At 60.6% G+C, this 13,470-nt stretch carries 13 protein-coding genes and 2 pseudogenes; 6 read left to right on the top strand and 9 right to left on the bottom strand.

The window, feature by feature from the left end; genetic code table 11:
• Positions 1-156 precede the first annotated feature (156 nt).
• The 5 genes from ACYZTM_RS25860 to ACYZTM_RS25840 are packed head-to-tail and all read right to left on the bottom strand — an operon-like array spanning position 157 to position 3,108.
• Positions 157-945, bottom strand: coding sequence for a fimbrial biogenesis chaperone (locus tag ACYZTM_RS25860; RefSeq protein WP_461985359.1), 789 nt, complete (start codon positions 943-945; stop codon positions 157-159).
• 28 nt (positions 946-973) lie between these two features.
• Entirely contained in the window at positions 974-1,477 is a 504-nt protein-coding gene (locus ACYZTM_RS25855; RefSeq protein WP_131061980.1) for a Csu type fimbrial protein, read from the bottom strand.
• A 4-nt stretch (positions 1,478-1,481) separates the two neighbouring features.
• Complete coding sequence (locus ACYZTM_RS25850; protein ID WP_461985357.1) at positions 1,482-2,018, bottom strand: Csu type fimbrial protein; 537 nt, start codon at positions 2,016-2,018, stop codon at positions 1,482-1,484.
• Between the two features lie 19 nt (positions 2,019-2,037).
• Entirely contained in the window at positions 2,038-2,571 is a 534-nt protein-coding gene (locus ACYZTM_RS25845) for a Csu type fimbrial protein (RefSeq protein ID WP_131061978.1), read from the bottom strand.
• A gap of 21 nt (positions 2,572-2,592) precedes the next feature.
• Complete coding sequence (locus ACYZTM_RS25840) at positions 2,593-3,108, bottom strand: Csu type fimbrial protein (protein ID WP_371928429.1); 516 nt, start codon at positions 3,106-3,108, stop codon at positions 2,593-2,595.
• Between the two features lie 235 nt (positions 3,109-3,343).
• Between ACYZTM_RS25840 and zapE the strand changes: the two are divergent.
• Together zapE and ACYZTM_RS25830 are read left to right on the top strand one after the other, a co-directional pair.
• Positions 3,344-4,001 (top strand): annotated as a pseudogene (zapE, locus tag ACYZTM_RS25835) (cell division protein ZapE); the annotation flags it as partial.
• 196 nt (positions 4,002-4,197) lie between these two features.
• Positions 4,198-5,502, top strand: coding sequence for a leucine-rich repeat-containing protein kinase family protein (locus tag ACYZTM_RS25830; RefSeq protein ID WP_461985354.1), 1,305 nt, complete (start codon positions 4,198-4,200; stop codon positions 5,500-5,502).
• A gap of 131 nt (positions 5,503-5,633) precedes the next feature.
• Here ACYZTM_RS25830 and ACYZTM_RS25825 read toward each other — a convergent pair whose 3' ends face one another.
• The gene (locus ACYZTM_RS25825) at positions 5,634-6,341 is read right to left on the bottom strand and encodes a YebC/PmpR family DNA-binding transcriptional regulator (RefSeq protein WP_131061975.1); all 708 of its coding nucleotides are present in this window, start codon (positions 6,339-6,341) and stop codon (positions 5,634-5,636) included.
• Between the two features lie 231 nt (positions 6,342-6,572).
• On the opposite strand from ACYZTM_RS25825, the gene ACYZTM_RS25820 reads away from it, so the two are divergent.
• A complete protein-coding gene (locus tag ACYZTM_RS25820) occupies positions 6,573-7,901 on the top strand; it encodes a type VI secretion system Vgr family protein (protein ID WP_461985351.1) in 1,329 nt (442 codons plus the stop codon).
• Here the strand turns inward: ACYZTM_RS25820 and ACYZTM_RS25815 are convergent.
• Positions 7,902-8,312: pseudogene (locus ACYZTM_RS25815) on the bottom strand (FAD-dependent oxidoreductase); the annotation flags it as partial.
• A gap of 126 nt (positions 8,313-8,438) precedes the next feature.
• A complete protein-coding gene (locus ACYZTM_RS25810) occupies positions 8,439-9,302 on the bottom strand; it encodes a LysR substrate-binding domain-containing protein (protein ID WP_131061973.1) in 864 nt (287 codons plus the stop codon).
• 115 nt (positions 9,303-9,417) lie between these two features.
• On the opposite strand from ACYZTM_RS25810, the gene ACYZTM_RS25805 reads away from it, so the two are divergent.
• From ACYZTM_RS25805 to ACYZTM_RS25795, 3 genes are all read left to right on the top strand, one after another.
• Positions 9,418-10,527, top strand: a complete 1,110-nt coding sequence (locus ACYZTM_RS25805; RefSeq protein WP_461985349.1) for a 2-aminoethylphosphonate--pyruvate transaminase — start codon at positions 9,418-9,420, stop codon at positions 10,525-10,527.
• 152 nt (positions 10,528-10,679) lie between these two features.
• Positions 10,680-11,507: a phosphonoacetaldehyde hydrolase gene (phnX, locus tag ACYZTM_RS25800; protein ID WP_131061971.1), complete on the top strand. Its 828-nt coding sequence runs from the start codon at positions 10,680-10,682 to the stop codon at positions 11,505-11,507.
• A 259-nt stretch (positions 11,508-11,766) separates the two neighbouring features.
• Complete coding sequence (locus ACYZTM_RS25795; RefSeq protein WP_461985347.1) at positions 11,767-12,327, top strand: cytochrome b; 561 nt, start codon at positions 11,767-11,769, stop codon at positions 12,325-12,327.
• 120 nt (positions 12,328-12,447) lie between these two features.
• Here ACYZTM_RS25795 and ACYZTM_RS25790 read toward each other — a convergent pair whose 3' ends face one another.
• Positions 12,448-13,371 carry a 1-aminocyclopropane-1-carboxylate deaminase/D-cysteine desulfhydrase gene (locus tag ACYZTM_RS25790; protein ID WP_461985345.1) on the bottom strand — a complete coding sequence of 308 codons (924 nt, stop codon included), beginning with the start codon at positions 13,369-13,371 and terminating at the stop codon, positions 12,448-12,450.
• Positions 13,372-13,470: the final 99 nt, after the last annotated feature.

Below are 13,470 nucleotides of genomic sequence, written 5' to 3'. Positions count from 1 at the left end.
ACTCACACAATCCCTGTAGCCGCTGGCGAAGCCTGCGTTCGGCTGCGAAGCAGTCGCAAAACGGTCTCTACGATTTACCTGAATGACTGCGGTGCCTGATTTGGCGACTGCTCCGCAGCCGAACGCAGCCTTCGGCAGCTGCTACAAGGGATGTGATTAACGTGCCGGGGTAATGCTCTGAACCTGCGGCGCGCCATTGACCCGTACCTGCAACGCCGGATTGGCGGCCATCGGTCCCGGTGCCGGCCAGCGCATGATTGCGCCGGGCAGCACGTAACCCAACAGGCCTTCCACCAGCGGTTGGGTCTGGTTGCCTTGCTTGAGCGCCACATCGGTCAGCCGCGCATGCACCGCGCCCTGATTGCGCACTTCGACATAGGAGCGACCCTCCACTGCCACCGTGCGCCAGCTCAGATCCGGCATGCCGACGCCCTTGGGATCACGTTGGCGGGTGGTGTCTTCCTTGCTCCAAAGCCCGGCGCCATAAGCGAACAACGGCACCGAATAACGCATCTGAAAACGAATCGCCGCAGCGGTCTTGTCGCCTTCGGAAGCGGGGGTTTTAGCCGAGGGAATTTCATCGATGATGATGCGGTAAGCCAGTTCCTGCCCCGGTGGAATCTCCCGGGTGCGGGTCAGGCGCACAAGTTGTTTCTGACCGGGTTCAATCTTCGCCACGGGCGGACTGCCGATCACATCGCGCTGATTCTGATACTGATCGTTGAAGCCACTCTGGCTCCAGGCGAACACCCGGATCTGCAGGTTGGCGGTCTCACTGCCACGGTTTTCCAGCCACAGGGCACTGGCCTGTTGATCGGCCTCCAGCACCGGGTCGATCGGCCAGATCAGCACCGAGCTGGCGGCCTGCACCTTGTTCGCCCCCAGTAACACCATCGCCAACACCGCACAACGCATGATCGAATGCCGCAGCGAAGGTGAACTCATAAGCCTGCTCCCTATTCAAAACGACGCATTACCACGACAGCTGCACTTGCAGCACATCGCTGTACGTCCCCCCAGGCTGATCGCCCGGTAATTGCACCCGTCCATAAATTGGCAGGCTGATGTTATTGGCATCGGTGTAGGCCACGGCGACACTCTGGCCGATCCCCAGGCTCTGGCTGAACGCCGCATCACGAAACAGCTGGTACGCCACGCGGTTACTGCCGGTCGTGAGCTGCATATGCCGCCCGCTGCTGTTGTACTGGCCGCCATCGACACTCATGTTCATCGTCACCCCCGGTGTGCATTGCAACTGCACACCGGCGCTCAACGCCACTTGCACCGTACTGGTGGCCAAGGCTGACTGGCTGCCGAAGTTGAGGCTGCCGTAATTCGATACACCGCCCACCACCAGGCACCCGGCGGTGACCGTGGCGCTGACCTGAAAACTCTGGCTGGTCACCGCCGCCAGCGGCAACGGCACGCACCCCGCACACAGCAGGAACAGCGCCGCATAGCCGTGCTTTTGTGTCATCGTTCTAGAACGTCAGTTCGACGGCAACGGTGTCGGTGTAGGTGCCGGCCGGTAGCCCGGCCTTGCCCACGGCTTTACCGTAGAGGTTCACGGTTTGCGCCACACCGGTGCTGGTTGTGAGGTTGATCACCCCGTCGATGGCCAGAATCTGCGAATGCCCGACGTCGGTGTACAGGTCATACGGCACATAGTTGCCGCTGCCATCTGCCAGGGCTCGGGTGCCGCCGGAAGACAAGCCGTCATGGGCACCCGCCCGGACCTTCACGGCCGGCGTGGTGCCGCTGGAACACAGAATCGCCAACGCCCCGCCACCACCACCCAGCACTTGCGCATTGGCGGTGGTGAACAGGCTGTTTTCGGTGCCGAAATTCAACGCACCGAAGTTCAGGCCGCTGGAACCGCCGGCTCCGTTGACTTGACAGCTGCTGATCAGAATCAGACTGGACGTTATCTGGCCGGTGACCGTGGTGGCGGCATGGGCACTGGACGCCAGCGTCAGGCCAAGCAGTGACAAACCTATCCTTGATGCAAGCATGTGCATGGTGTCCGTCCTCTACGGGTTACCAATCCAGCGTCACCGTCAGGGTGTCGGTATAGACACCGCGCGGTAACGCACGGGTATTCGCCACCACCGAGCCAAATACCGGGATCGGTATCTGGGCCCCGCTGGTGACAGCGAAATTGTGTTGTTGACCGATGCTGTAGCGCTGATTTGCGGAAGCGTCGAGGAACAATTGATAAGGGATGGTCTGGCTGCCGTTGCTCAGGCGTCGGGTCGTGCCGTCGCCATGGGCACCGCCATCGATGGTGACGGTGAACCCGGTGACCGAAGGGTTGCAGACGACGTTCAGCCTGCCGTTACCGCCGTCGCCGAGGCTGGCGTTGATCGGGCGATTCCAGGTCGGGCCTTGCTGGCCGAAATCAAGCGTGCCGAAATCGCTGGCCAGAGTGTCAGGGGCGGCATCATTGGTGACTTCACAACCGGAGGTAATGGTCAGCCGCGCTTGTATCTGCCCGCTGACCGCGGCTTGCGCGTCGTCGGCCAGCAGAACCAGTGTGCTCACGGCGATAACCCTCCAGTGCCTGCTTGTCATGGCGCCAACCCCCACTCCTCGCTACCAGGTGACCGTCACTTTCAGCACATCTGAATAGCGGCTGACACGGGGAATCTCCGCCAGCCGTTCGATACGCGCATACAGGGGCAAATCCACTGAACCGGAATCCGGTACACGGCCACTCACCGGCACATTCACCGCCAGCGGGATCAGCCGCGCCGGGTCCTGGTAAAGCCGATAAGGGATGGGCTTGCTGCCGGCGGAACCCGCCATGTAACGCACTTCACCGACGCCACCGTGTTGGCCGCCGTCAACGCGTAATTGATAAGGGGTGTCGGGGTTGCATTCGAGCCTTGGCAGTCGCTCATTCATCAGCGCCGCGCCCAGCGGTCCGGCCGGGTCATCCAGCCGCGCGGTACTGCCGAAGTCGAGCACGCCCAGTTGCTCGATCCCTGCCTGACGTTGTTGCCCGACCAACTGACAGCCGCGCTGTACGTCGACGCGTACGTCAACCTGAAGTTCTGCTGCCAATACCTGCGCGCTGAGCGTCACACCTGTGACTGCCAATACCATCATTCCATTCACGGCCCCATTCCTTGCGTGTGGTGGCGACTAGGCATCAGGGTAGCTACGCACCGGAATTTCGCCAGCCGCTCATCGTCGATGCATCCCTGCAACGGGTTTTTTTTACCGGGATTTGGCTAAAAAAAACTGATAACGGCCTAAAAATCTCTACAAACTGCAGAGTCCTGTCGAGATAGGGTCGACATCACTGGAAGGTAAACCCTTTGGTTACACTACGCCGCCGCAGCTCGGGGAAGCCTGCCTGACGATTACGGGGCTGTTCAAGGCGTTGTTCCAACGGGGCATTCTGCTGCTGGTGACGTCCAATTATCCGCCGGAAGGTCTATTGCCCAACCCGCTCTATCATGCGCGATTCAAACCGGTGATCGACTTGATCCATGCGCGCATGCAGGTCCATGGAGGTCGGCGGACCCCATGACTACCGCAGCCAGATGAGGACGCACGCGCAGCAGGTGTTTACCCATGGCCGCTACGTCTGGCCGGGCACCGTGGCGCAACGTCAGGCGCTGGACCTGCCCGAACGCGGCGCACCGCCCCTGCAACTGCCGGTCGGCGCACGTCACCTTCAAGCGCGACGCTGTGAAGAACGCACCATCGGTTTTACCTTTGGCGATCTGTGCGAACACCCCACGGCGGTCATGGATTACCTGGAGCTGTGCCGGCGATTCGATCACTGGATCATCGACGAGCTGCCTGACCTTGCCGATTGCTCGACGGCGGCGCAGCAGCGCTTCATCAATTTGATCGACGTTTTGTACGATCAGGACAAGCAACTGACGTTGCTCGGTGAGCAGTCGTTGCGAGAAAGCCTGGGTGGCGATGCGATTGACCTTGCGCGCACGCGTAGTCGGCTGGGGCAGTTGGTGGAAGTCAGGGATCCGTAGTTTTTGTGTTGCAGCGCCGGCCTCATCGCGATCAGGCTCGCTCCCACATTAGTTCGCGTCCACCCAGGCAACTCGGTCAACTGTAGGAGCGAGCCTGCTCGCGATGGCGGCCTCACAGGCGACACACCTTTGCCGTTATCATGTCGTCCATTTCCAGGCCCCCGCGCCCTCCTCTCGATCAATAGCGAACCCGTCCATGGATACCCTCGCCCAACTGCGCGCCGGTCAACTGACAGGCATCACCCGACTGGACCTGGCCTGCGGCCTGACCGAATTTCCGCGAGAAATCTTCGACCTGGCGGACTCGCTGGAAGTGCTCAACCTCAGCGGCAACGCCTTGAGCAGCCTGCCGGATGACCTGCATCGCCTGACCCGCTTGCGCGTGCTTTTTTGCTCGGACAACCTGTTTACCGAACTGCCCGCGTGCCTCGGCCAATGCGCCGCGCTGACAATGATCGGCTTCAAGGCCAATGCCATTGAAACGGTCCCCGCCGCTGCGCTGCCTCCGCTGTTGCGCTGGCTGATCCTGACCGATAACAGCCTCAGTGAATTGCCCGCTGAGTTGGGTCGATGCTCACACCTGCAAAAACTCATGCTCTCGGGCAATCGCTTGCAGCGCCTGCCCGAGAGCCTGAGCCATTGCCATCGACTCGAACTGATCCGCATCGCAGCCAATCAACTGACCGAACTGCCCGAGTGGCTGCTGACCCTGCCTAGCCTGACCTGGCTGGCTTACGCCGGTAACCCGCTGGAAACCGAAGCCGATGCGGCGGCCCTCGAAGCGACGACGAGTATTGTGTGGTCCGAACTGCGCCTGGAGCAACAACTGGGCGAAGGTGCTTCGGGGGTGATTCATCGGGCGCTGTGGGAACGACTGGCCACACAGGTCGCGGTCAAACTCTACAAAGGCGAAATGACCAGCGACGGTTCACCGCTGCACGAGATGAACGCCTGCATCTCCGCCGGCATTCACTCCCATCTGATCCGGGTAGAAGGCCGGATCGTCGGGCATCCCGAACAGCAGGCCGGGCTGGTGATGCAACTGATCGACCCGAGTTACCGCAATCTGGCCGGACTGCCGAGCCTGGCGTCCTGTACCCGTGACGTCTATGCCGATGACACCCGTTTCAGTGCCGATGTGGCGCTGCGCATAGTTCGCGGCATCGCCTCGGTGGCCGAGCATTTGCACCGCCAAGGCATCACCCACGGTGATCTCTATGGCCACAATATTTTGTGGAACGAGCACGGTGATTGCCTGTTGGGGGACTTTGGCGCGGCGTCTTTTCATGCGACATGCGACAGCCTGGAAAGCCGAGCGCTGCAACGGATCGAAGTGCGGGCGTTTGGGGTTTTGCTGGGGGAATTGCTGGAGCGGATCGACTCGGGGTTGAGCGATGAAAGGCGCTTGCAGCTGGAGGAACTGGAACAGCGTTGCTGTCAGCCGGATGTCCTGGCGCGGCCGGGGTTCAGTGAGATTGTGGGATTACTTGATATCCAGTGACCGCTTCGCGGTCATTCGCGAGCAGGCTCGCTCCTACAGGGGTTTTGTGTCGTACACATGATTTTGTGATCAACACAGACCTACTGTGGGAGCGAGCCTGCTCGCGATGGCGGTATCACTGAAGAAGCAAATTACCCGGCCAAACCAACAAACATATCCTGCACATCATCATGGTTATCGAGGCCTTCCAGGAACGCCTCGACTTCAGCCATCTGCTCATCGCTCAAACCCGTCACCGGGTTTTTCGGCTGATAGCCCAACTTGGCCGACAACACGGTAAAACCTTGCTCAGGCAGTGCTTTCTGAACGGCGTCCAGGTCACCTGGCTCGGTCAGGAACAGGGTCGTGCCCTCTTCTTCACCTGGCTCAAAATCCTGGGCACCGGCTTCAATCGCGGCCATTTCCGGATCGGCGTCAGGGCTGTCCGGGGACGCTTCGATCATGCCCACATGGTTGAAGTCCCACGCCACCGAACCGGAAGCGCCCAATTGGCCCTTGCGAAATGCCACGCGGATTTCAGCGACGGTGCGGTTGATGTTGTCGGTGACGCATTCAACGATCAGCGGCACCTGATGCGGGGCGAAGCCTTCATAGGTCACGCGATGGTATTGCACTGTTTCGCCGAGCTGGCCGGAGCCTTTCTTGATCGCGCGTTCGAGGGTTTCGCGGGGCATCGACGCTTTTTTAGCCTGTTCAACCACCAGACGCAGGTGTGCGTTGGTCGTGACATCGGCACCGTTGCGCGCAGCAATGGTGATTTCTTTTACCAGTTTGCCGAAGATCTTGCCCTTGGCGTTAGATGCCGCTTCTTTGTGTTTAACCTTCCACTGTGCGCCCATTACTCACTCTCATCTCTGTGGCGCCGAGACATCTATTGGCCGACGCTTTGCGCAAGTTTATACGGCCTAAAGTTGGCAATCGACCAAAAATTCCACCCGGCTCACCGGCATGACGAATCGACATCTTCACCAGCGCTTGTAGGGCGATTCTGAAAAGTCGATTTGCGGTGACTATAAAGGGCCGTGGTTTCGTACCCTCTGCGCCCATATTCCATGGCAGAAGCGCGTTCGATGCACAACGACAAGGAAAGTCCCTACACCCTGACCCTCCTGGACAGCGGTTTGATTCTGCAGGTGCTGCAGTTCAGTGGCCGAGAAAGTCTCAACCAGCCCTATCGTTTCGAGATCGAAGTGATCGGGCTGGCACCGGCCATGAACCTCGAGCAGTTGCTCCAGCAATCGGCGTTCCTGAGCCTGGGGGATGAAACCGGCATTCATGGCCTCTTGCACACCGCCAGTCGCGAGTATCGTGGGCCGCACCGGGTCGGCTACCACTTGGTGCTGGTGCCCTGGCTTCTACAGCTGGACCGGCAACCTTGTCGTCGGGTCTTTCATCAACTCGGCGTGCCCGCCATCCTGCGCCAGTTGCTCGCAGAAAATGCGATCCCCGAAGACAGCGTCCGCTTTGAACTGCCGAACGGGCGCTACCCAGTCCGTCCGTTTTGCATTCAGTTTGAAGAGACCGACCTGGCGTTCCTCCAACGGCTCTGCGAAGAAGAAGGCATCCACTACCACTTCGAACATCAGCGCGACAGCCACATGCTGGTGCTGGCGGATGACAGCCTGAGCTTCCCCCAGGAACCGCTTTTGATGCCCTTTTACGACGAGTCCCCCCATCGCACCAGCGCGCCGGTAATCAGTGAATTGTTCCAGCGTCACGCCTCGCCCCCACTGACCGCATCGCCTGCGCCGCAACAGCTCGAGCGTGAGCAATCGAGTCGTCGCTCACTTGAACGCCTGCGCTGCCGGCATCGGCAGATTCAAGGGCAAAGCAATCACTGTGATGTGCGCAGTGGAAGCATCGTGCAAGTGTCAGAACATCCCATCCCGAACTTCAACGATCAGTGGCTGCTGACCGAGATCCGGCATCAGGGCCAACAGCCGTCGATTCTCGCCGAGGACACATTCGACATGACCCGGCATTACAGCAATCAGTTCAGCGCCATTCCGTGGTCCACGGTGTTCCGGCCTGCGCTCACGCAGGCCAGACCGAGTATTCCGGGTTATCAGACGGCGCGAGTGCTGGGCCCGGTCGGGCAGCCGGCGGTGCTGGATGAACAAGGACGGATTGAGGTGCGGTTGTGGCCCACCGCGCCGGCCGATGACGATCAATCCACCGGCCTCTGGCTACCCGTGGCCCTCGCCGCGCCGGACGGTCGGATCGACCCGTCCAGGCTGCCACTCGCCGGCACCGAAGTGCTCATCAGTTTTCTCGACAGCGACCCGGATCGCCCTGTGCTGTGTGCCACTGCGAGCAACCCGCCAGCGCCTCGACTCGCTCGACCGCCACGCGGCGATGGCCGCTTGCTGCTCGATTGGCTGGTCAACCGTCAGGACTGATCAGCCCTTGTCAGCCTTGCCTGCCGCCGCCGCGAACTTGGCCAGACGCACATCCAGATGCCGCGGCCGACGGCCGTGGTCCTCGGCGCGCTCCTTGCGGCGGATGGCGTTGCGCACCATTAATGAGCCGAGGTAACGAATCGGTTCCGGCGGAAAGAAGCCCAACGGGCCATTCACCAAGGGCGAACGGGTCCAGGCGTTGTCCAGCCCCTGAACCATTGAGGCGAGGATCTGCCCGCCCATATGGCACGGACCGACGCCGCTGCCAGAATAACCGAAACCGTAAAACACGTTACCGCTGGCACTCATCTGGCCGAAGAACGGCAAACCGGTTACTGAACGGTCCGACGGGCCGTTCCATGTCGCCTCGACCTTGACCTCGGCAAACGCCGGAAAGAACTCGCTCAGGCTGTGTGTAGGCAGGTCTGGCCACTTCGCGAGCAAGCCCGCTCCCACAGGTTTGCGTCGTACACAACATTTTCGGCCAACATAAATCCCTGTGGGAGCGTGGCTTGCCCGCGAAGGTCGCACCTCGGTTTACCTGACTGGCGTCAACTCGAAAAACGCCCGAATCAAACGCAAATCCCGCCGCCGTTCCATGCACCCGATCATGTGCCGGTTAACCAACCCTTCACCCAGAATCGGCACCGCCGCCACCCTCGGGTCATGACTGACTTCCACAGACGACACCACCCCAACGCCCAACTCCGCCGCCACGGCCTCGGTCACCGCCTCGCGACTGTCCAGCTCCAGCAACACCCTGGGATTGACCGACGCCATCGCGCAAGCCTCATCGAACGTCCGTCGGGTAATCGAACTCGGTTCACGCAATACCATAATCACCTGATCCAGCTCCTTGAGCTTCACGCCCTTGGACGCCTTGGCCCAAGGATGACTTTCAGGCACCAGCGCGCAAATCCGTGATTCGTTCAACGCTTGCAGGTGCAGGCCTTTGCGCGGCTCGACTTCAGTCAACACGGCCACGTCGGCATGCTCGGACAACAACGCCGCCAGCGTTTCCTGAGCATTGCCCAACCGCAGATTCACGGTGATCCCCGGATACCGCGCCCGTAGACTTGCCAGCATCGGCATCACCATGTGCGGCCCGTCCGCCGCCACTTCCAAACGACCGGTCAGCAACTGTCGATTCGCTTCCAGCAGCACTTGCGCTTCCTCGGCCAGGCCGAACATCGCCCGGGTGATCGCCGCCAGCTTGGTGCCCTCCTCCGTCAGCTCCACTCGTCGCGCGGTGCGGCGCAGCAAGGTGATCTGGTAATGCTCCTCCAGGGCCTTGATGTGCCCGGTGACCGCCGGTTGGCTGATGAACAGCCGCTCGGCAGCGCGGGTGAAGCTGCCTTCGCGGGCCACGGCGTCAAAGGCTCGAAGCTGGAACAGGTTCATGAATAACTCTCACTGATGGCTGGCATAACAACAAACAATTTGATTGATAGCACCCGAAATTGCAATTTATGTCCCGTAGCTTCATCCCACAGAGAGCTTTTGCGAGGACACAAGAATGAGCACTGCTGAGCCAATCCTGCTCACCCCCGGCCCACTGACCACATCGGCCCGCACCCGTCAGGCGATGATGGTCGACTGGGGTTCATGGGATGACCGCTTCAATCAACTGACCGCCAGCCTGTGCGAGCAATTGCTGACGATCATCAACGGCGGCGACAGCCACCACTGCGTACCCCTGCAAGGCAGCGGCACCTTCGCCGTCGAAGCAGCAATCGGCACGCTGGTGCCCCGCGACGGCAAAGTGCTGGTGCTGATCAATGGCGCCTACGGCAAACGCCTGGCGAAAATCTGCGAAGTGCTCGGCCGCCCCTTCAGTACCTTCGAAACCGCCGAAGACGAACCGACCACCGCCGCCGACGTCGACCGTCTGCTGCGGGCCGATGCGAGCATCACCCACGTCGCGCTGATTCACTGCGAGACCAGCACCGGTATCCTCAACCCGCTGCCGGAAATCGCCCGCGTCATCGCGCAACACGGCAAACGCCTGATCATCGACGCCATGAGTTCCTTCGGCGCGTTGCCGATCGACGCACAACAGGTGCCCTTCGACGCGCTGATCGCCGCCTCGGGCAAATGCCTGGAAGGTGTGCCGGGCATGGGTTTTGTCTTCGCTCGCAAAGACGCGCTGGCCAACGCGGCCGGCAACTCGCACTCCTTGGCGATGGATTTGTTCGACCAGCACGCCTACATGGCCAAGACCGGCCAGTGGCGCTTCACGCCGCCGACCCACGTGGTCGCCGCGTTGCACGAAGCCCTCCTGCAGTACAACGAAGAAGGCGGTTTGCCGGCGCGGCATCAACGCTATGCCAACAACTGCCAGGTGCTGCTCGATGACATGGCCAAACTCGGCTTGCACAGCTTTCTGCCCGCCGCGATCCAGGCACCGATCATCGTCACCTTCCACGCGCCGAAAGATCCGCGATACCAGTTCAAGGAATTCTACGAACGGGTCAAGGCCAAGGGTTTCATCCTCTACCCCGGCAAATTGACCCAGGTCGACACCTTCCGCGTCGGCTGCATCGGACACGTCAACCAGGCCGAGATGCACGCGGCCGTGGCGGCGATTGCCGAAGTGCTGCGCGAGATGGAAGTGTTAGAGATCTAAACAACACCGCATTCCCCCTGTGGGAGCGGGCTTGCTCGCGAAAGCGGACTGACATTCAACTTGATGTCGACTGATACACCGCCTTCGCGAGCAAGCCCGCTCCCACAAAAAGCGGCTCCCAAACAGTCAGTTATTACAGGAATTTGATCACCATGAATTACAACAACCCAACCAAACTCCAGGCCGCCATCCTCGACTGGGCCGGCACCGTGGTCGACTTCGGCTCCTTCGCGCCGACGCAGATTTTTGTCGAAGCCTTCGCCGAGTTCGACGTCCAGGTGTCCATCGAAGAGGCCCGCGGGCCGATGGGCATGGGCAAGTGGGACCACATTCGTACCCTGTGCGACCAGCCGGAAGTTGCCGAGCGTTATCGCGCCGTGTTCGGCCGCACACCGACCGACGATGACGTCACCGCCATCTACAAACGTTTCATGCCACTGCAAATCGAAAAAATCGCCGAGCACTCGGCACTGATTCCGGGCGCACTCGACACCATCGCCACCCTGCGTCAGCAAGGGATCAAGATCGGTTCCTGCTCCGGTTACCCGAAACAGGTCATGGACAAAGTGGTCGAACTGGCCGCCACCAACGGTTACGTTGCCGACCACGTAGTCGCCACTGACGAAGTACCTAACGGCCGCCCATGGCCAGCTCAGGCACTGGCCAACGTGATTGCGTTGGGCATCGACGATGTCGCGGCTTGCGTGAAGATCGACGACACCGTGCCGGGCATTCTCGAAGGTCGTCGTGCCGGTATGTGGACCGTGGCGCTGATCTGCTCCGGTAACGCGCTGGGTCTCGACTACGAAGGCTTCCGCGCCCTTGGCAGCGACGAACTCGACAGTGAACGCAAACGCATCCACGCACTGTTCGAAGGCTCACGACCGCACTACATGATCGACACCATCACCGACTTGCCGCAAGTGATCGCCGACATCAACAAGCGTCTGGCCAAGGGTGAGATGCCGCAAAGCAGTTGATCCACCCAAAAGCACCGCTGCCCCCTGTAGGAGCGAGGCTTACCCGCGAAGGCGTCTGAACATCCAACAGGGATGTCGGCTGGTAGAACGCCTTCGCGGGCAAGTCTCGCTCCTACAAGGGACAGCGGTGCTTTTTTCTGTCTGTTACCTGAACCAGAGCATTGAACCTTGACCAGGATCAGGCAGACCCCTCGAATCAGGCTTACAGTTAAGGAACACCGTCGACCAAGAACGGTGGCCGACCTGTGAGGAACACCGTATGCCGTGGAAAAATTCCGACTCACGCTACAGCACTGTGTCGATCGCGCTGCATTGGTTGATGCTGGTTCTGCTGGCGCTGGTTTACGCCTGTATCGAGTTTCGCGGGATCTTTCCCAAGGGCAGCGGTGGCCGGACGTTGATCGTTGAATCGCACTTCATGCTCGGCTTGACGGTATTCGTGTTGGTCTGGTTGCGGTTGATCGCTCGCAGCCTGGGCCCGGCACCACAGATCTTCCCGGCCTCGCCGCACTGGCAGACCGTGCTGGCCAGACTGATGCACTGGGCGTTGTACATTTTCATGATTGCGATGCCGATTCTTGGATGGCTGGTAACCAGCGCCAAGGGTCATCAGGTGATGTTTTATGGCTTTGACCTGCCGTTGCTGGTCTCGGAGGACAAGGCGCTGGCCAAGCAAATCGAGGGCTGGCATGTGCTGGGCGGCACCATCGGGTATTGGCTGATCGGCCTGCACGCGGTGGCGGGGATTTATCACCACTATGTGGTGGGCGATAACACCTTGTTGCGGATGATGCCCAAGCGGGTTAGCCGAAATACCTGAACCAACGAAATCCTGTGGGAGCGGGCTTGCTCGCGAAGGGGCCGTGTCAGTGACATAAATGTTGCCTGACACTCCGTCTTCGCGAGCAAGCCCGCTCCCACAAGGAATTTGCGTTGTCTTTCAGAGCTCTGATGTGAACCCGCGGCGGCCCTGCAGACCGCCAGTGTGGATGAAGATCAGGCGCGTACCCTGTAATCGTCCGGCTTCGACGTGCTGCTTGAGCGCCAGCAACGCTTTGCCGGTGTACAACGGCTCCAGGGGTATGCCGCTGGCCTGTTCGGTCTGTGCGATGAACTCCAGTAACAGCGGATCGACTTTGGCGAAGCCACCTCGGCTGGCGTCGAACAGTTCGTAAACCGGCGTGCGCAAACCTGCCTCTTGCACAATCGATGCGACTTGCTGCGCCACGCCATGATCGTCGGGCACCGCCAACGCGCCGTAAACCGGATGCTCCCCCGCTTCCGCCAGCACCAGACCGGCCAGCGTGGTGCCGGTTCCGCAGGCCAGCCACCAACCGTCGTAACCGCTCCAGCCCAGACCGTTCAGTTGCTCGCTGACCATTGTTTTCAACGGCATGCAGCCCTTTGCGCCCGGTAATCCGCCGCCACCTTCAGGTACCGGAAGCAGATCGGGGTATTGCACCCGCCAGGGTTCCCAAAAACCCGCATCATGCCGCGCGCGATAGCCGCCATAACCCAGCCAGTGCAACTGCATGCCGAATGCTTGCAAGTCGTTCACTGTCGGAGTGTCTTGCGGGTGACCGCGCAGCAATCCAACCGTTCTAAACCCGAAGCGTTTGCCGGCAGCCGCCAGTGCATGCAGATGGTTGGAGTGAGCACCGCCCAGACTGATGATGCCTTCGGCACCGGCGAGGTCGGCTGCTTTGAGGTGTTCGATGAGCTTGAACCATTTGTTGCCGCTGATCAGTGGGTCGATTTGGTCGAGGCGCAGGATGGCGACTTCGATGCCGGATCGGGTTAGCCAATCAAGTTGCAGAAGGTCGAGTGGGGCTTGGGGTAGCCAGTCACTGGAAGGGAGAAGCATCGATGCCGGCTCTGGGTAAAGAGCCGGCATCTTAACAGCCAATTTGTGGCGAGGGAGCTTGCTCCCGTTCGGTTGCGCAGCAGCCGCAAAACCGGCGAC

The sequence above is a fragment of the Pseudomonas sp. MDT2-39-1 genome (genome assembly GCF_054898085.1).
Note: the sequence above shows the minus strand (reverse complement) of the source record. Positions and strands in the feature narration are given on the sequence as shown.

Bases quoted from the DNA above. Each gene is read 5' to 3' on its own strand.
- ACYZTM_RS25860 (WP_461985359.1), bottom strand. From the start codon at position 945: ATGAGTTCACCTTCGCTGCGGCATTCGATCATGCGTTGTGCGGTGTTG.
- ACYZTM_RS25855 (WP_131061980.1), bottom strand. From the start codon at position 1,477: ATGACACAAAAGCACGGCTATGCGGCGCTGTTCCTGCTGTGTGCGGGG.
- ACYZTM_RS25850 (WP_461985357.1), bottom strand. From the start codon at position 2,018: ATGCACATGCTTGCATCAAGGATAGGTTTGTCACTGCTTGGCCTGACG.
- ACYZTM_RS25845 (WP_131061978.1), bottom strand. From the start codon at position 2,571: ATGACAAGCAGGCACTGGAGGGTTATCGCCGTGAGCACACTGGTTCTG.
- ACYZTM_RS25840 (WP_371928429.1), bottom strand. From the start codon at position 3,108: ATGATGGTATTGGCAGTCACAGGTGTGACGCTCAGCGCGCAGGTATTG.
- ACYZTM_RS25830 (WP_461985354.1), top strand. From the start codon at position 4,198: ATGGATACCCTCGCCCAACTGCGCGCCGGTCAACTGACAGGCATCACC.
- ACYZTM_RS25825 (WP_131061975.1), bottom strand. From the start codon at position 6,341: ATGGGCGCACAGTGGAAGGTTAAACACAAAGAAGCGGCATCTAACGCC.
- ACYZTM_RS25820 (WP_461985351.1), top strand. From the start codon at position 6,573: ATGCACAACGACAAGGAAAGTCCCTACACCCTGACCCTCCTGGACAGC.
- ACYZTM_RS25810 (WP_131061973.1), bottom strand. From the start codon at position 9,302: ATGAACCTGTTCCAGCTTCGAGCCTTTGACGCCGTGGCCCGCGAAGGC.
- ACYZTM_RS25805 (WP_461985349.1), top strand. From the start codon at position 9,418: ATGAGCACTGCTGAGCCAATCCTGCTCACCCCCGGCCCACTGACCACA.
- phnX (WP_131061971.1), top strand. From the start codon at position 10,680: ATGAATTACAACAACCCAACCAAACTCCAGGCCGCCATCCTCGACTGG.
- ACYZTM_RS25795 (WP_461985347.1), top strand. From the start codon at position 11,767: ATGCCGTGGAAAAATTCCGACTCACGCTACAGCACTGTGTCGATCGCG.
- ACYZTM_RS25790 (WP_461985345.1), bottom strand. From the start codon at position 13,371: ATGCTTCTCCCTTCCAGTGACTGGCTACCCCAAGCCCCACTCGACCTT.